We start from the raw sequence: 15627 nt of genomic DNA, 5'->3' as shown, positions 1-15627 counted from the left end.
TATCGTCACGCCTGCGCAGGCCGGGCTCTTGGTGCGCGTTATAACCGGCAGATCCCAGCGCGCGCTGGGATGACGATCAGATTGGCTTACCGCAGCACCCGCCCGAACAGCGCCAGCGCCCAGCCGGTAGCCGCCACGAACAACGCCGGATCGTAGCGCGGCCCTTCGTCGCGCAGGAACGCATGCTGCGCGTTCACCTCATGCCATTCATACGTCGCGCCCACCTCTTCGAGGCGTGTCCGGATCGCCTCTCGCCCTGCATAAGGGACATGCGGGTCCTGCCGGCCCCAGACGAACAGCGTCTCCGCCTTGAGATCGGCCATGCGCGCCAGGCTGTCGTCGCAGCGCCCCTCGCCCAGCGTACCGCTGTGGATATCGGTGGGATAGAAACACGCGGCGGCGCGGACGCGTGGGTCGAGCGCGGCGCGATAGGCCAGATGGCCGCCCAGGCACACGCCGATCGTTCCCAGCGCGCCGGTACAGGCCGGATGCGCGACGAGCGCGTCGAGCGCAATCCGGGCGTCGCTATCATAGGCCGCGACGGGCTTCGCGATCTTCAGCGCATTGCCGCGATCGGTGCCCGGCGGATCGTAGCGGAGCACCGTGCCCGGCGCCTCGTATTCGTGATAGACCTCGGGCACCGCCACGACATAGCCGTGCCCCGCGAAGAACGCCGCAAGCCGGCGGATCGGGTCGGTGACCTGATAGATTTCCGAAAACAGCAACAGCCCCGGATAACGCCCCTCCGCCACCGGACGGAACCAGTGCGTCCGCATCACCCCGCCATCCGGCGTCGGCAGATCGTCGTGCTCGTCCGATCGGAAGATCATATCGTGTCGCCGGTCAGGCGCTGGCACACCATGTCGAGTTGATCGAGCGTGCCATAGGTCAGCGTCAGCGTGCCACCCTTCTCGCTGTGCGCGATGCGGACGTTGAGACCGAGCAGATCGGACAGTTGGCGCTCCAGCGCCGCGATATCGGCGTCGGGCGCCTGTGGGGCCGCGCCACCGCCGCGGCTGCCCCCTGCCCGCTCCGGCTTGGCGCCGCGGGCGAGCTTTTCGGTTTCGCGCACCGACAGGCCGCGGGCGACGACCTGCTCTGCCAATATCTCGACATCACGCGCGCCGAGCAGGGCGCGGGCGTGGCCCATCGACAGCGAACCATCGGTGACGCGCGCCTGCACATCCGCAGGAAGTTCAAGCAATCGCAATAGGTTAGCGACGTGACTACGCGATTTGTGGACGATCTTGGCCAGCGCTTCCTGCGTATGGCCATATTCGCCGGCAAGCCGCTGGTACGCCTGCGCCTCTTCGATCGCGTTGAGATCCTGGCGCTGGATATTCTCGATCAGCGCGATCTCGAGTGTCTGCGCATCGTCGAAGTCGCGAACGACGACGGGCACTTCGTGCAGCCGGGCCCGCTGCGCCGCACGCCAGCGGCGTTCGCCCGCGACGATCTGATAGTCGTGGCCGTGCGGACGGACGACGATCGGCTGGATCAGCCCGCGCGCGGCGATCGAGGCGGCGAGTTCGTCGAGCAGTGCATCGTCGAAATGGCGACGCGGCTGATCGGGGTGCGGCGCCAAGGCGCTGACCGGCAGCATGCGTACGCCGCTCGGCGTATTGCTCTTGGCACCGGGCGTGACGGGTGCCTCGGTCGCCATCTCACCCAGCAACGCGCTGAGGCCCCGCCCCAGCCCGGCGGGACGGCTGCGCTTGCCACCATCGCTCATGCCGCCACCGCGGCTGTTTGCGGCAGGCGTGCGATCAGCTCGCGCGCAAGGTCGATATAGGCCTGGGAACCCGAACAGCGATGATCGTAGATCAGCGCGGGCAGACCATGGCTCGGCGCTTCGGACAGGCGGACGTTGCGCGGGATCACCGTATCGAACACCACCTGCCCCAATACCGCGCGGACGTCGGCCGCGACCTGATCGGTCAGGCGGTTGCGACGGTCGTACATGGTGAGCGCGACGCCGAGGATGGCGAGGCCGGGATTGAACCGCTCGCGAATCCGTTCGACCGTCGTGAGGAGCTGCGACAGGCCTTCCAACGCGAAGAATTCGCATTGCAGCGGCACCAACAATTTGTCCGCGGCGACCATGGCGTTGATCGTCAGCAGACCCAGCGACGGCGGACAATCGATCAACACGATGTCCCAGCGCCCCTTTACCTGCGCCAGCGCGCGATCGAGACGATGGGTGCGATGGTCGAACTCAACCAGCTCGATCTCGGCGCCCGACAGATCCTGTGTCGCGGGCACCAGATCGAGGCGCGGCACCGGCGTGCTGATGACGGCATCGGCAATCTCCGCCTCGCCGACGAGGACGTGATAGCTCGATCGACCACGCTTGGCCTGACCGATGCCGAGACCCGTCGACGCGTTCCCCTGCGGGTCGAGATCGATCAGCAGGACGCTCTTGCCGGTCGCCGACAGTGCCGTGGCGAGGTTGATCGCGCTGGTGGTCTTGCCCACCCCACCCTTTTGATTGGCGACGGCGATACAGGTCATGAAGCGCGCCCCTTGTGACGATCGACGATGAGGATCGCCGAGTCTGGATCGGTAAGACTATGTTCCACGTGAAACACTCGATCGCGCTGACGGCGAAGCGCGGTAAGCTGCTCCGGCTCAATCCGACCGCGAGGCAGGATCCAACGCGTGTCTGGTTTGGCGCATGGCGCCGCCGCTTGCAAAAGCTTTTCGACCGATGCCACCGCGCGGGCGGAGATAATGTCGTACCGTCCCGAGACAGCCTCGACCTTGCTCGCCACCACATCGGCGTTGGCGATGCTGAGGTGGTCGACACATGCCTGCAAAAACGTAGCCCGCTTCTTTCGTGGTTCCACCATCGTCACCTTGCCGTCGAAGAGCAGCGCGACGATCATACCAGGGAAACCGCCCCCGGTGCCGATATCCATCCACGACTTCGCCGATTGTTCCACGTGAAACATCAACTGTGCCGAGTCGAGCGCGTGGCGCACCCAGATCGTATCGATCGTCGATGGCGCGATCAGGTTTTGCTGATCATTCTCAGCGACCACCATATCGAGAAACGCGGCGATCCGCTCGACGCGATCCGGTCCGAAACGCGTCGTCATCAATTCGCGAGCGTCATCTTCGGTCATGCTGCCCGCCTTTGTGCGTAAAGATAGATGGCGGACAGCGCCGCCGGGGTCACGCCTTGCACGCGCGAGGCTGCACCCAGCGAGCCCGGACGCGCTTTACAGAGGCGATCGATCATCTCGTTCGACAGCCCAGGCACCGCGCCATAATCCAGGTCGGACGGCAGCACCGCATGCTCGTCACGACGCATCCGCTCGACCTCCTCGGCCTGTCGCTCGAGGTAGGGAGCGTAACGCGCATCCTCGATCACTTCGTCAAGGACCCCAGCCGGGGCGATGCCAACCACGTGGGGCGCGACCATGTCGAGCGTGACGCCCGACATGCGCAGCCATTCATAGGCCGTCCGCCGACTGCCATCCTGCGCCACCTTTGCACCGCGCTGGGCGAGTTGCGATGCGGTGACCATGCCCGACAATCCTGCGCGGATTGCCGTTCGCTGCTCGTGCAGATCGCGCTGGTGTGCTCGTCGGGCGTCGCTCAAACATCCAAGCCGTTCGGCGATCGGGCCGAGCCGCGTCTCCGCATTGTCGGCGCGCAGCGACAGGCGATATTCGGCGCGCGCGGTCAGCATGCGATAGGGTTCGGTGACCCCCTGCAACACCAGGTCGTCGATCATCACCCCTGTGTAGCTCGAAGCGCGATCGAGAACGCAGGGCTCCAGATCGCACGCGGTCGCTGCCGCGTTGAGGCCGGCGACAAGACCCTGTCCCGCCGCTTCTTCATAGCCCGTCGTGCCGTTGATCTGCCCCGCGCAATAGACGCCGGGGATCGCCGCCAGCGCAAGCGTCGCGTCCAGACTGCGCGGGTCGAGATAATCATATTCCACGGCATAGCCGGGCAGCGTGATCGCCGCGCGCTCGAGCCCGGCGATGCTACGGATCATCGTGGTCTGCACATCGACGGGCAAGGACGTGGACAGGCCGTTCGGATAGACGGTCGCATCGTCCAATCCCTCGGGTTCGAGGAAGACCTGATGCCCGTCCCGGTCACCAAAACGATGCACCTTGTCTTCGATCGACGGGCAATAGCGGGGGCCCTGCCCCGCGATCGCCCCCCCGAACAGCGGCGAGCGATCGAGCCCACTGCGGATCGCATCATGCGTCGCGCCATTGGTGCGGGTGATCGCACAGGCGACCTGCGGCAGCAGACGCGCCGAGGTCATCGGTGACATGGTCCACGGCTCCGTATCGGACGGCTGCTCGTCGAGCCGCGCCCAGTCGATCGTGCGACCGTCGATCCGGGGCGGGGTGCCGGTCTTCAAACGCGACAGCGGCAGGGCCAGCGCCCGCAATTGTTCCGCCAGCTTGCGTGCCGCGCGTTCGCCGATGCGGCCACCCTCATGGCGTTCGTCACCCCGGAACATCCTACCGCCAAGGAAGGTGCCGGTCGCCAGCACTACGGTCCGCCCCGCGATCCGCGAGCCATCGCCCAATACGACACCGGTCGCGCGACCCCCGTCGATGACCAATGCGTCGACATCGCCTTCGCCGATCGTCAGCGTCGGGAGGGCGGCGAGCATCGCCTGGATTGCCGCGGCATAGCGTCGCCGGTCCGCCTGAATGCGTGGTCCCTGTACCGCCGCACCCTTGCTGCGGTTGAGCATCCGATAGTGGATCGCGGCTGCGTCTGCGGCGCGACCGATCAGGCCATCGAACGCATCGACCTCACGAACGATATGCCCCTTGCCCAAGCCGCCGATCGCCGGGTTGCACGACATCGCCCCGATCAAGCGTCGGTCGTGGCTGAGCAACAAGGTGTTTGCGCCGCGGCGCGCGGCGGCAGCGGCGGCTTCGGTGCCGGCATGGCCACCACCGACGACGATCACGTCATACATACGATGCGCCTATGCCAGCGCGTGCGGAACGTCAAAACTGTTCCACGTGGAACATCACTTGCCGATGCAGAAGCGTCCGAACAGGGCGTCGAGCATCGTCTCCGTGGCATCGATGCCCAGGATCGTGGCCAGTGCCCGTCGCGCCAATCGCAGCTGCTCGGCAATGACGAGCGGGTCGCCATCCGGCTGTCGTATCGCGTCCAGAGCATCCCGGCAGGCCGCGCGTTCGCTTTCGCGAAACGCCAGCGCGTCACCTCGGGGCACCATGGCCTCCCCCCGCGCGGCAATCAGACGCCATACCGCCTCGATGCTGGAGGCATCATCCTGCGACACCGCCGCCTGCGTTCCCTGCGCCGCAACCCGGCCGGGCACGTCAGCCCGCGCGTGCAGCCATAGCGCATCGTCGCGCGGTGGCGGGGTATCGCCCAGCCACAGCAGCACGTCCGCCGCAACCATCGCGTTCTCCGCGCGCGTGACGCCGATCTGCTCCACGGGATCATCGCTTTCGGTCAGCCCCGCCGTATCGGTCAGCACATAGACCAGACCGTCCCGCACCACGGTCGCCTCGATCCGATCCCGGGTCGTGCCGGCGATCGGAGAGACGATCGCAAGCTCACGCTGGCTCAGCAGGTTGATGAGCGTCGACTTGCCCGCATTGGGTGGGCCGGCGAGCACCACGCTGATCCCGTCGCGCAGCCGTTCGACGGGCGGGTTGGCGAGCACCGCCGCCAGCTCCGTCGCCAGCGCGCGCTGACCCTCGACCACCGCCACCATCGCCGCCGAGTCGTCGTCGACATCATCCTCATCGGCAAAATCGAGTTGCGCCTCGACCATCGCCGACAGCATCGCCAGCCGGTCGAGCCAATTGCGCACGCGCTGGCTCACAACGCCTTCCGCCGCTGCGAGCGCGGCAACGCGCTGCCGCTCGGTGTCGGCTGACAACAGGTCGGCGAGACCCGCAGCCTCAGCCAGATCGATGCGCCCATTCGCCAGCGCACGGCGCGTGAATTCGCCTCCAACCGCCGGGCGGAGGCCAGGCTGCTCCCCTAAGCTCCGCAGCACCGCTGCGATCACCGCACGGCCGCCATGGCAATGCAATTCGACCAGATCTTCGCCGGTGGCCGTTGCCGGTCCGGGAAAGACCAACACCAGTGCGCGGTCTAGCAGCGCACCCCCGGCATCGCGCAACGCGCGCACCCGTGCCTCGCGGGGTGGCGGCAAGGACCCCGCCAGCTTGACCACCGCCGTCATTGCGTCTGGACCACTCACCCGGATGACCCCGATACCGGCCGGCGCCGCGCCGCTCGACAGCGCGAAGATCGTCGTCATCAGCTGCCCGAGCCGCCGCCCGTCTTGGTCGCCGTCTCGAACATCTGGCGCCACATCGCGAAGCCCGCTTCGCCCATCGGCGCCCAGCTCTTCATCATGTTCTCGAGCAGTTCGGGGCGGACCTGGCCGTTCATCGTTTCCAGCATCGCGGCGACATAGCGCTCGTGCAGCGGCGTCAGGTCGGGCAGGCCCATCGCGCGGCGCGCCTCTTCCGGGGTCAGATCGACGTCCACCGTTACCTTCATCGCATGCATCCCGTTGCGGCCCTGTGGCGTTTGCCATAGCCCAGCCGGATCGGCTGCGCGAGAGGAGCACCCATGACTGCCACGTCCCGGACGATCACCATCGACACGCTAGACGGCAAAGGCCGTTTCGACACCTATGTCGCCGAACCTGCGAGCACGCCGCGTGCGGCGATTGTCGTCATTCAGGAAATCTTCGGCGTGAACACCGGCATCCGCAGCAAATGCGATCGGCTGGCGGCGGATGGCTATCTTGCGCTCGCCCCCGACCTATTCTGGCAGATCGCACCGGGCGTCGAGCTGGACCCGGACGTTCCGGACCAGATGCAACGCGCACTCGACCTGATGGGGCAGTTCGATCAGGACGCCGGCATCCGCGATATCGAAGCGACGATCCGCACCGCGCGGGGCATGCTGGCCGAGGGCGGCAAGGTCGGGGTCGTGGGGTACTGCCTCGGCGGTCGCCTGGCCTTCATGACTGCGGCGCGTACCGATGTGGACGCCAGTGTCGGCTATTACGGCGTCGGCATCGACGGACTGTTGGGCGAAGCGCATGCGATCGCGCACCCTGTGCTGCTCCACATTCCGCAGGAGGACCATTTCGTCGACAAGGATGCGCAGGCCCGCATGCACGCCGGGCTGGACGATCATGCGAAGGTGACGCTGTTCGACTATCCCGGCGAGGACCACGGCTTCGCAACCGAGTTCGGCCAGCGCCGTTCGGACGAGTCTGCAAACCTTGCCGATCAGCGCACCGCCAGCTTCTTCGCGGCGCATCTAGGCTGACATGAAAAGGGGGGCTTCGCGGCCCCCCTTCCCTTATCCGAACAGCTTCATCAGCCCGACATTGGGGTCGACCACCCCTTCGTAGATCATCTTGCCCGCGACATAGACGATCACCGCCAGCCCGACGTAGGCGATCCAGCGATAGCGCTCGATATATTTGGCGATCAGGTTCGCCGCGATGCCCATCAGTGCGACCGACAGCAGCAGTCCGATGATGAGGATGCCGGGATGATCGCGCGCGGCGCCGGCAACGGCGAGCACGTTGTCGAGGCTCATCGACACGTCGGCCACCGCAACGGCCCAGGCAGCGGCCGCAAAGCTCTTGGCGGGCTTCAGGCCGGCGGTCTCGTCGCCGTCGACCTCGGGTGAGCCGGCGTTGTGCTCGCCCCGCAGCTCACGCCACATCTTCCACGCGACCCATAGCAGCAGGATGCCGCCCGCGAAGATCAGCCCGATCACGCCGAGCAGCCAGCTGACCGCCAGCGCGAAGATGATGCGCAGGACGAGCGCGGCAAGAATGCCGATCAGGATGACCTTCTTGCGCTGATCGACCGGCAAGCCCGCGGCCAACGCGCCGACGACGATCGCATTGTCGCCCGCCAGCACGACGTCGATCATCAGCACCTGCACGAACGCCGACAGCGCCGCAGGAGTCGTGATGTTCGAAAAATCGTTGATAATATGCTGCCAGATCTCGGCCGGAGACCCCGGCCCGCTGGCGGCGGCCGCGCTCAGCATGGCGATGATGGACACGTCGTTACTCCCCGTTGATGCCGTGGTGCATACCGCAGCAACGCGCAAAAGCCATCGGCGACGCGTGGATGAGGATTGTGACGTTCTGTTGCTGGTGACGAAGCGCGGGCAACACGTCGTCACCCCGGGCTTGACCCGGGGTCCCGCTATGTCTGCCCGGGACGGTGAAACAACAAGCGGGACCCCGGCTCTGCGGCCGGGGTGACGGATGGAGTTCGGCGGACGCGGGCGAAGCCCGCGTCGGACGGGACGTGCCGTGGCACGCCCGCCGGCCGAGCCGGCATGAGTCCGGCCGCAATATGCGGCCGGCCATGCCCGGCTATTGGTTCATACTGTCGAAGAAGTCTTCGTTAGTCTTCGAATTCTTCATCTTGTCGAGCAGGAATTCCATCGCATCGATCGTGCCCATCTGCATCAGGATACGGCGCAGCACCCACTGCTTGCTGAGCTTGTCCTTGTCGACCAGCAGCTCTTCCTTGCGCGTGCCCGACTTGCCGACGTCCAGCGCCGGGAAGACGCGCTTGTCGGCGACCTTGCGGTCGAGGACGATTTCGGAGTTACCCGTGCCCTTGAACTCTTCGAAGATCACCTCGTCCATGCGGCTGCCCGTGTCGATCAGCGCGGTGGCGATGATCGAGAGCGAACCGCCCTCTTCGATGTTACGCGCCGCGCCGAAGAAGCGCTTGGGCCGCTGCAACGCATTGGCGTCGACACCGCCGGTCAGCACCTTGCCCGACGACGGCACCACGGTGTTGTAGGCACGGCCGAGGCGCGTGATGCTGTCGAGAAGGATCACGACGTCCTTCTTGTGCTCGACCAGGCGCTTGGCCTTTTCGATCACCATTTCGGCGACCTGCACGTGACGCTGCGCGGGTTCGTCGAAGGTCGAGGAGACGACCTCGCCCTTCACGCTGCGCTGCATGTCGGTGACTTCCTCGGGCCGCTCGTCGATCAGCAGGACGAGCAGGAACACCTCGGGATGGTTGTCGGTGATCGCCTTCGCGATGTTCTGCAGCATCACCGTCTTGCCGACGCGCGGCGGCGCGACGATCAGCGTGCGCTGGCCCTTGCCCTGCGGCGAGACGATGTCGATGACGCGCGCCGACTTGTCTTTCTGCGTCGGATCGGCGGGATCGAGCGTCAGCTTCGATTCCGGATACAGCGGCGTCAGGTTGTCGAAATTGACGCGGTGGCGGACGGCTTCGGGATCGTCGAAGTTCACCGAGGTCAGCTTGGTCAGTGCGAAATAGCGTTCGCCATCCTTGGGCGCGCGGATCTCGCCCTCGACGGTATCGCCCGTACGCAGGCCGTGCTTGCGGACCTGATTGGGCGACACATAGATATCGTCCGGGCCGGCGAGGTAGTTCGCTTCCGGCGAGCGCAGGAAGCCGAAACCGTCCTGCAGAACCTCGATCGTGCCGAGGCCCATAATCTGGTCGCCATTCTCCGCCTGCACCTTCAGGATCGCGAACAGCAGATCCTGCTTGCGCAGCGTCGAGGCGCCCTCGACCCCCAATTCCTCGGCCATGCTGACCAGGTCGGCGGGGGTCTTCTTCTTCAAGTCTTTAAGATGCATGGAATAATCCGAATGCGTAGGCAGTGGGGAGAGGCTTCAGATCGGCGAAGGAACCGCAGCGACGAACAGCCGGAGGAGGAACGCGGAGCCACCGGGCGGCGGCTCTACGCGTCGGCAGGAGGTAAGAGGGCCCAAGGCCCCCGTCAAGCGCAGAACAGCGTCGCGCCGCTCAGAACGGCTTTACGAACACCAGCACGACGATCACCGTCGCCAGCAGCGCCGGTACCTCGTTGATCATGCGCAGCGTGCGGCCATCGAGCCGCATCTCGCCCCGCGCCAGCCTTTTGGCATAGCCGACCGCCCAGCCGTGATAGCCCGACAGCAGCAGCACGAAGGCGAATTTGGCGTGCAGCCACCCCTCGCCCCAATGCTGGCCCACGGTCGCGAGCGTCAGGCCGAGCACCCATACCACGATCATCGCCGGGGTCAGGATGATGCTGCGGATCTTGCCCTCGCGCTCCACCCATTGCGCCGCCTCGTCGCTGCGCCCCGCCGCCAGTGCCTCCTGATGATAGACGAGGTAGCGCGGCAGCATGAACAGGCCCGCCATCCAGAAGATGACGAAGATCACGTGCGCCGCGACGATCCACAGATAGGCGCCTGCCAGGGCTTCCATTACGCGCTCCTTACCCGTTGGATCAGATGCTCGACATGCGCGATCGGGGTGAACTGGCCGATGCCATGGCCGAGGTTGAAGACGTGCGGCCGGTCACGGAAGGCGGAGAGCACCCGGTCGATGCCCGCGTCCAAGGCCGCACCGCCGGCGAGCAACGCCAATGGGTCGAGATTGCCCTGTACCGGCAACCCCTTGGGCAGCACCGCGTCCGCCCAGGCCGGATCGACCGTCTCATCCAACCCGATCGCATCGACGCCAGTTTCACGGGCATAGGCGGGCAGCTTGCCCCCTGCCCCCTTTGGGAAGCCGATGATGACCGCGTTCGGACACCGCGCTCGCAGCCCGGCGACGATCGCCGCATTGGGCGCGATCACCCAGCGTTCGAATTGGTCGGGCGACAGCGATCCCGCCCAGCTGTCGAACAGCTGAACCGCTTCGACGCCGTTTTCGATCTGGCGAGCGAGATAGTCGATCGTCATGGCGACGATCGCATCGATGATCGCACCGAATGCAGCCGGGTCGGCATAAGCGAAACCGCGCGTCTCGCCCTGATCCTTCGACCCCTGCCCCGCCACCATATAGGTCGCGACTGTCCAGGGACTGCCGGCAAAGCCCAGAAAGGTGGTCTCAGGCGGCAAGGCGGCCGCCACCCGCTCACAGGTTGCATAGACAGGCTCGAGGCGCTGAGGCATCCGTTCCAGCGCCCCCAGCGCATGATCGACCAACGGCGGGGTCAGCCGTGGCCCCTCGCCCGGTCCGAACGTCAGCTCCTGCCCCAGCGCCCAGGGCACCATCAGGATATCGGAGAACAGGATCGCGCCGTCGAAACCGAAGCGGCGGATCGGTTGCAGCGTCACCTCGGCTGCCGCGACCGGGTCGGTGGCCAGCGCCAGGAAGCCGCCCTTCTCCGCCCGCAGTGCGCGATACTCGGGCAAATAGCGCCCAGCCTGACGCATGAGCCACATCGGCGGCACGGCCGGCTTCGCACCCTTCAGCGTGGCGAGCAGCGGCTTGTTCACAGGATCGGTCAGCGTCCTTCTTCCTATAATAAGATTCTTAGAAAGGATGATGAAGTGATTGGCACGTGGAACACGGGATAAGCGGTTTCATGCCCTAATCACCCACAGGTTGACGGGCAAGGACGCACGGAATCGTGTCGATTCGGTTCGCCATGTCCCCGTTTTCCACGATCTGTGGATAAAAACGTGCCATGTTGGCGAACATGTGGATGAAATGCGGGTTGTCCACGGCGTGAGGGTCGCTTGGCGGACCTGCCGACTTGTCCTATCGATCATCCCCATGTTGTCCACAGGTCTGCCCCGGAGGTCGCGATGATGCGCCTCCACCTCCACCTTCTATCGGACTCGACCGGTGAGACGCTGGAGAACATCGCGAAGGCCGCGCTCGCGCAATATGACGACGTCGAGACCGTGCGCCATTTCTGGCCGATGGTCCGGACCGAGGCGCATTTGGAGCGCATCCTCCAGGAGATCGCGCAGAACCCCGGGCTGGTGATCTTCACGCTGGTCAACGCCGCGACCCGCCGTATCCTCGAGCAGCGGTGTCTGGCGCTGGGGTTGCCGGCGGTGGCGCCGCTCGATCCGGTCAACGATGCGCTGTCGGGCCTGCTCGGCCAGCAGGCGAAGGCGCGGCCGGGGCGCCAGCATGCGCTCGACGCCGCCTACTTCGCCCGCGTCGATGCGATTCAATGGACGATCGCGCACGACGACGGCATCGCGCACGAGGATTGGGAGGAAGCGGATATCGTCCTCGCGGGCGTGTCGCGGTCGTCGAAGACGCCGACCTCCATCTATCTCGCCAACCGCGGGTGGAAGACCGCGAACATCCCGATCGTCGTCGAAAGTCCGCCGCCGCGGATGCTGTTCGACCTGACGCGCCCGCTCGTCGTCGGGCTGACGACCAGCGCCGACCGGCTGATCCAGATCCGGCGCAACCGCCTGCTGTCGCTCAACCAGATGCCCGACACCGCTTATGTCGAGGAGGAAGCGGTGACGCGCGAGATCGCCTTTGCGCGGCGGATGTTCGCCGACAATGGCTGGCCGGTGATCGACGTAACGCGCCGCTCGATCGAGGAGACGGCCGCGGCGATCATCGCGCTGGCGAATGAGCGGAAGGGATGATGTGTCTGTTGCCCCTCCCTCAAAGTCGTCATCCCCGCGCAGGCGGGGATCCAGACGCGCTACCGTTGCGGCTCGATCACCAGCGTCAGTGGTTCTGGATTCCCGCCTTCGCGGGAATGACGGAGATTTGAGATGACCCCCCTCCTCCTCGCCTCGCAAAGCGCCTCGCGCCGAGCGATGCTCACCGCGGCTGGCGTCCCGTTCGACGCGACTGCGGCGGGCGTTGACGAGGATGCCGCCAAGGCGTCGCTCGCCGGTCGGTCCCCGCGCGACCTGGCCGATGCGCTTGCCGAATTGAAGGCGGTGAAGGTCAGCCTGCGCCATCCCGATCGGCTGGTGCTGGGCAGCGACAGCGTCGTCGCGCTCGCCGATGGCCGTCTGCTCGACAAGCCCGAGAGTCGTGACCAGGCGGCCGAGCATCTCGCCGCCATGTCGGGCACCCGCCATGAATTGTGGAGCGCCGCGGTGATCGCCGAAGCCGGACGCCCGGTCTGGCGCCATGTCGAGGCGGCGCGGATGCATGTCCGCCCCCTCTCCCCCGTCTTCATCCAGGCGTATCTCGACCAGGAATGGCCGGCGATCAGCGGCTGCGTCGGCTGCTATCGGATCGAAGGACCCGGCGCGCAGCTGTTCAGCCGCATCGAGGGGAGTCAATTCACCGTTCTGGGGCTGCCGTTGCTCAACGTGCTCGATTATTTGCGCGTCCGCGGGATGCTGCTCGCATGAACGGCGATCGCGCGCTGGCCATCATCGTGGCGGTGATCGCCGGCCTCGGCCTGCCGTTCGCGGCGATGGCGATCCTGTTTTCGCCGATGCTCTATGATTCACCGAATGCGGGCGGCTGGCCACTGACCGTGTTGTTCGTCGGCCTGATGTCTGCCTTGCCCTGCCTGATCGGGGCGCTGGTCCTCGGCATCGTCGCGGCGCTGGCAAAGTTTGCGGCGAAACGTCGTCCGTTGCTGCTCGCCGCCATCCTCGCGCTGGCCGCGCCGGTCGTGCTGATCGGTGTGGGCGCGCTCACCATCGACCTCGTCTGCGACGGTCGCTTCGAATGCCGGAATTCTTCATGACCCCTTATGCAGACGTGATCGGTGATCCGATCGCGCAGTCGAAATCGCCGATCATCCATCGGTTCTGGCTCGATCAGCTGGGCCTCGACGCCGACTATCGCAAGACGCTGGTCACGACCGACGACCTGCCGCGCTTCTTCGCCGAGCGGCGCGACGATCCCGCCTGGCGTGGCTGCAACATCACGATGCCGCACAAGCTTGCCGCGCTCGACCATGTCGAGGATCGCGGGGACGTGCGCGGCGGCATCGGTGCGATCAACACCGTCTTCCGCGCCGAGGACGGCGCGCTGGTCGGGACCAACACCGATGCCGGCGGCTTCTATGCGCCGATCGCTGGGTTCGATTTCGCCGATCGGCCGGTCACGGTGATCGGGGCCGGCGGCGCGGCGCGCGCGGTGCTGTTCGCGCTCGCCCGGATGAACGTGGGGCCGGTGACGCTGCTCAACCGCAACGTGTTGAAGGCGGGGGTATTGCTGTCGTCCTTCGGCCTCAAGGGGCAGGCGCTGCCTTTGACCGCACCGGTGCCGCCCGACACCGCGCTGCTGGTCAACGCCAGCACGCTCGGCATGACCGGCCAGCCCCCCCTGCCCGTCGACCTGCCCGACCTCGACGACGATAGCGTCGTGTATGACATCGTCTATTCGCCGCTCGAAACGCCCCTGCTCGCGGCAGCGCGCGCGCGAGGGCTGGAGACAGTCGATGGACTCGAGATGCTGATCGGCCAAGCGGCGCTGGCGTTCGAACTGTTCTTCGGCGTCGCACCCCCACGCGATCGCGACGATGAGCTTCGCGAGGCGCTGCTGGCGTGACCGCTCCGTCGATCGCGCGCCCGCTTATCCTCGGCCTCACGGGCTCGATCGGTATGGGCAAGTCGACGGTTGCCACGATGTTTGCCGCCGAGGCGGTGCCGGTGTTCGACGCCGACGCGACGGTGCATCGCCTGCAAGGCCCCGGCGGCCGTGTCGTCGCGGCGATCGAGGCGGCGTTTCCCGGCACCACGTCGGATAGGGGTGTGGATCGGGCGAAGCTGTCGGCGGCCGTCCTCGGCGATGACGACGCGATGCGCCGGCTGGAGGGGATCGTCCACCCCGCCGTGGCGGAGGAGCGTGCGGCTTTCCTCGCCGCCAACGCCGATGCGGCGTTCGTCGTCTTCGACATTCCCCTGCTCTTCGAAACCGGCGGCGACGCGCATGTCGACCGGATCGCGGTCGTCTCGGCAGCCCCCGAGGTGCAGCGGGCGCGCACGCTCGCCCGTTCCGGCATGACGCCCGCCAAATTCGACGCCATTCTCGCACGCCAGATGCCCGATGCGGAGAAGCGCACGCGTGCCGACGTCGTCATCGCCACCGATGTCGCGATCGACCAGACGCGAGAGGCCGTCCGCCGCGTCATCGCTTGCATGAGGGCCGAAGCAGGCGGATAAGAGGGTAATGCGTGAGATCGTCTTCGATACCGAGACCACCGGCTTCAAATTCAGCGAAGGCGATCGGTTGGTCGAAATCGGCTGTGTCGAGATGGTCAACCGGGTCGAAACCGGCCGCACCTTTCACGCTTATTACCACCCCGAACGCGACATGCCGGCCGAGGCCGAGCGCGTCCACGGCCTGTCCGCGGCATTCCTGTCGAAGTTTCCGGTGTTCGCCGAGGGCGTGGCGGAGCTGCTCGACTTTCTGGGTGATGCGCCGCTCGTCGCGCACAACGCCTCGTTCGACTTCGGCTTCCTGAACGGCGAGCTGGGCGCGCTCGGCTTCCCGCCGATCTGCCACAAGACGCGGATGGTCGACACGCTGCAGATCGCGCGCAGCCGCCATCCCGGCGCCAAGCATACGCTCGATGCGCTCTGCACCCGCTATGGTGTCGATCGGTCGCACCGTGTCCACCACGGCGCGCTGCTCGACGCACAGCTGCTGGCGCAGGTCTATGTCGAGCTGATGGGCGGACGGCAGATCGGCCTGGGGCTGGTCAGCGAGGTCGCGACCGCGGACACGCTGGCGCCGGTCGTCCGCCGTCCGGTCACGGTACGCCCGCCGCGCACCTTCCGCCCGTCCGAGGCGGAACTTGCCGCCCATGCGGCATTTGTTTCCAAGTTGCAGGATCCAATCTGGGGGGTCGCGGCGTTCGATTAACGCCAACCGGGCAAAGGCCAACAGGTCAGCC

At 66.3% G+C, this 15627-nt stretch carries 18 protein-coding genes; 7 read left to right on the top strand and 11 right to left on the bottom strand.

From position 1 onward, the window contains the following. Positions 1–86 precede the first annotated feature (86 nt). Genes ACP690_RS00590 through ACP690_RS00560 form a run of 7 tightly spaced genes read right to left on the bottom strand, consistent with a single transcriptional unit; the run spans position 87 to position 6531 of the window. Entirely contained in the window at positions 87–830 is a 744-nt protein-coding gene (locus ACP690_RS00590; protein WP_426259827.1) for a dienelactone hydrolase family protein, read from the bottom strand. Further along, positions 827–1732: a ParB/RepB/Spo0J family partition protein gene (locus tag ACP690_RS00585; protein ID WP_147036238.1), complete on the bottom strand. Its 906-nt coding sequence runs from the start codon at positions 1730–1732 to the stop codon at positions 827–829. Before ACP690_RS00585 ends, ACP690_RS00590 begins: the two co-directional genes overlap by 4 nt. Beyond that, a complete protein-coding gene (locus ACP690_RS00580) occupies positions 1729–2511 on the bottom strand; it encodes a ParA family protein (protein ID WP_017980507.1) in 783 nt (260 codons plus the stop codon). The genes ACP690_RS00585 and ACP690_RS00580 overlap by 4 nt, the downstream gene beginning before the upstream one ends. Beyond that, positions 2508–3125, bottom strand: a complete 618-nt coding sequence (gene rsmG, locus ACP690_RS00575; RefSeq protein WP_426259826.1) for a 16S rRNA (guanine(527)-N(7))-methyltransferase RsmG — start codon at positions 3123–3125, stop codon at positions 2508–2510. Before rsmG ends, ACP690_RS00580 begins: the two co-directional genes overlap by 4 nt. After that, the gene (gene mnmG / locus ACP690_RS00570) at positions 3122–4957 is read right to left on the bottom strand and encodes a tRNA uridine-5-carboxymethylaminomethyl(34) synthesis enzyme MnmG (protein ID WP_426259825.1); all 1836 of its coding nucleotides are present in this window, start codon (positions 4955–4957) and stop codon (positions 3122–3124) included. Before mnmG ends, rsmG begins: the two co-directional genes overlap by 4 nt. 54 nt (positions 4958–5011) lie before the next feature. Next, the gene (gene mnmE / locus ACP690_RS00565) at positions 5012–6286 is read right to left on the bottom strand and encodes a tRNA uridine-5-carboxymethylaminomethyl(34) synthesis GTPase MnmE (protein ID WP_426259824.1); all 1275 of its coding nucleotides are present in this window, start codon (positions 6284–6286) and stop codon (positions 5012–5014) included. Beyond that, positions 6286–6531: a DUF6489 family protein gene (locus ACP690_RS00560; protein WP_024310317.1), complete on the bottom strand. Its 246-nt coding sequence runs from the start codon at positions 6529–6531 to the stop codon at positions 6286–6288. The genes mnmE and ACP690_RS00560 overlap by 1 nt, the downstream gene beginning before the upstream one ends. 72 nt (positions 6532–6603) lie before the next feature. Between ACP690_RS00560 and ACP690_RS00555 the strand changes: the two genes are divergently transcribed. Further along, entirely contained in the window at positions 6604–7314 is a 711-nt protein-coding gene (locus tag ACP690_RS00555; protein ID WP_426259823.1) for a dienelactone hydrolase family protein, read from the top strand. A 33-nt stretch (positions 7315–7347) separates the two neighbouring features. On the opposite strand, the gene ACP690_RS00550 is transcribed toward ACP690_RS00555, so the two are convergent. From ACP690_RS00550 to hemE, 4 genes are all read right to left on the bottom strand, one after another. Then, a complete protein-coding gene (locus ACP690_RS00550; RefSeq protein ID WP_029720500.1) occupies positions 7348–8052 on the bottom strand; it encodes a TerC family protein in 705 nt (234 codons plus the stop codon). Between the two features lie 334 nt (positions 8053–8386). After that, complete coding sequence (rho, locus tag ACP690_RS00545) at positions 8387–9643, bottom strand: transcription termination factor Rho (protein ID WP_024310316.1); 1257 nt, start codon at positions 9641–9643, stop codon at positions 8387–8389. Positions 9644–9812: 169 nt separating this feature from the next. Further along, positions 9813–10259 (bottom strand): CopD family protein, encoded by a 447-nt coding sequence (locus tag ACP690_RS00540; RefSeq protein WP_426259822.1) that lies wholly within the window; start codon positions 10257–10259, stop codon positions 9813–9815. Beyond that, the gene (hemE, locus tag ACP690_RS00535) at positions 10259–11224 is read right to left on the bottom strand and encodes a uroporphyrinogen decarboxylase (RefSeq protein ID WP_426260013.1); all 966 of its coding nucleotides are present in this window, start codon (positions 11222–11224) and stop codon (positions 10259–10261) included. The genes ACP690_RS00540 and hemE overlap by 1 nt, the downstream gene beginning before the upstream one ends. 366 nt (positions 11225–11590) lie before the next feature. Here hemE and ACP690_RS00530 point away from each other — a divergent pair, with 366 nt between their 5' ends. The 6 genes from ACP690_RS00530 (at position 11591) to dnaQ (ending at position 15596) form a co-directional block, all read left to right on the top strand. Then, positions 11591–12400, top strand: coding sequence for a pyruvate, water dikinase regulatory protein (locus ACP690_RS00530; protein WP_426259821.1), 810 nt, complete (start codon positions 11591–11593; stop codon positions 12398–12400). Between the two features lie 132 nt (positions 12401–12532). Further along, the gene (locus ACP690_RS00525; RefSeq protein ID WP_426259820.1) at positions 12533–13126 is read left to right on the top strand and encodes a Maf family protein; all 594 of its coding nucleotides are present in this window, start codon (positions 12533–12535) and stop codon (positions 13124–13126) included. Then, the gene (locus tag ACP690_RS00520) at positions 13123–13470 is read left to right on the top strand and encodes a hypothetical protein (protein ID WP_426255442.1); all 348 of its coding nucleotides are present in this window, start codon (positions 13123–13125) and stop codon (positions 13468–13470) included. Before ACP690_RS00525 ends, ACP690_RS00520 begins: the two co-directional genes overlap by 4 nt. Next, positions 13467–14279, top strand: coding sequence for a shikimate dehydrogenase (gene aroE / locus ACP690_RS00515; protein ID WP_426259819.1), 813 nt, complete (start codon positions 13467–13469; stop codon positions 14277–14279). Before ACP690_RS00520 ends, aroE begins: the two co-directional genes overlap by 4 nt. A gap of 11 nt (positions 14280–14290) precedes the next feature. Further along, the gene (gene coaE / locus ACP690_RS00510; protein ID WP_426255659.1) at positions 14291–14893 is read left to right on the top strand and encodes a dephospho-CoA kinase; all 603 of its coding nucleotides are present in this window, start codon (positions 14291–14293) and stop codon (positions 14891–14893) included. Positions 14894–14900: 7 nt separating this feature from the next. Then, the gene (gene dnaQ / locus ACP690_RS00505) at positions 14901–15596 is read left to right on the top strand and encodes a DNA polymerase III subunit epsilon (RefSeq protein WP_043061066.1); all 696 of its coding nucleotides are present in this window, start codon (positions 14901–14903) and stop codon (positions 15594–15596) included. Positions 15597–15627: the final 31 nt, after the last annotated feature.

It is taken from the genome of Sphingomonas sp. DC4900, assembly GCF_049896485.1.
Taxonomy (GTDB): Bacteria; Pseudomonadota; Alphaproteobacteria; order Sphingomonadales; family Sphingomonadaceae; genus Sphingomonas; species Sphingomonas aquatilis.
Note: the sequence above shows the minus strand (reverse complement) of the source record. Positions and strands in the feature narration are given on the sequence as shown.

What these genes read in the sequence shown, in the direction of transcription:
- ACP690_RS00560 (WP_024310317.1), bottom strand. Translation starts at nt 6,531, where the DNA reads ATGAAGGTAACGGTGGACGTCGATCTGACCCCGGAAGAGGCGCGCCGC.
- ACP690_RS00525 (WP_426259820.1), top strand. Translation starts at nt 12,533, where the DNA reads ATGACCCCCCTCCTCCTCGCCTCGCAAAGCGCCTCGCGCCGAGCGATG.
- hemE (WP_426260013.1), bottom strand. Translation starts at nt 11,224, where the DNA reads ATGTGGCTCATGCGTCAGGCTGGGCGCTATTTGCCCGAGTATCGCGCA.
- ACP690_RS00520 (WP_426255442.1), top strand. Translation starts at nt 13,123, where the DNA reads ATGAACGGCGATCGCGCGCTGGCCATCATCGTGGCGGTGATCGCCGGC.
- rho (WP_024310316.1), bottom strand. Translation starts at nt 9,643, where the DNA reads ATGCATCTTAAAGACTTGAAGAAGAAGACCCCCGCCGACCTGGTCAGC.
- ACP690_RS00540 (WP_426259822.1), bottom strand. Translation starts at nt 10,259, where the DNA reads ATGGAAGCCCTGGCAGGCGCCTATCTGTGGATCGTCGCGGCGCACGTG.
- mnmE (WP_426259824.1), bottom strand. Translation starts at nt 6,286, where the DNA reads ATGACGACGATCTTCGCGCTGTCGAGCGGCGCGGCGCCGGCCGGTATC.
- dnaQ (WP_043061066.1), top strand. Translation starts at nt 14,901, where the DNA reads ATGCGTGAGATCGTCTTCGATACCGAGACCACCGGCTTCAAATTCAGC.
- ACP690_RS00530 (WP_426259821.1), top strand. Translation starts at nt 11,591, where the DNA reads ATGATGCGCCTCCACCTCCACCTTCTATCGGACTCGACCGGTGAGACG.
- ACP690_RS00585 (WP_147036238.1), bottom strand. Translation starts at nt 1,732, where the DNA reads ATGAGCGATGGTGGCAAGCGCAGCCGTCCCGCCGGGCTGGGGCGGGGC.
- mnmG (WP_426259825.1), bottom strand. Translation starts at nt 4,957, where the DNA reads ATGTATGACGTGATCGTCGTCGGTGGTGGCCATGCCGGCACCGAAGCC.
- ACP690_RS00590 (WP_426259827.1), bottom strand. Translation starts at nt 830, where the DNA reads ATGATCTTCCGATCGGACGAGCACGACGATCTGCCGACGCCGGATGGC.
- aroE (WP_426259819.1), top strand. Translation starts at nt 13,467, where the DNA reads ATGACCCCTTATGCAGACGTGATCGGTGATCCGATCGCGCAGTCGAAA.
- ACP690_RS00580 (WP_017980507.1), bottom strand. Translation starts at nt 2,511, where the DNA reads ATGACCTGTATCGCCGTCGCCAATCAAAAGGGTGGGGTGGGCAAGACC.
- ACP690_RS00555 (WP_426259823.1), top strand. Translation starts at nt 6,604, where the DNA reads ATGACTGCCACGTCCCGGACGATCACCATCGACACGCTAGACGGCAAA.
- rsmG (WP_426259826.1), bottom strand. Translation starts at nt 3,125, where the DNA reads ATGACCGAAGATGACGCTCGCGAATTGATGACGACGCGTTTCGGACCG.
- ACP690_RS00550 (WP_029720500.1), bottom strand. Translation starts at nt 8,052, where the DNA reads ATGCTGAGCGCGGCCGCCGCCAGCGGGCCGGGGTCTCCGGCCGAGATC.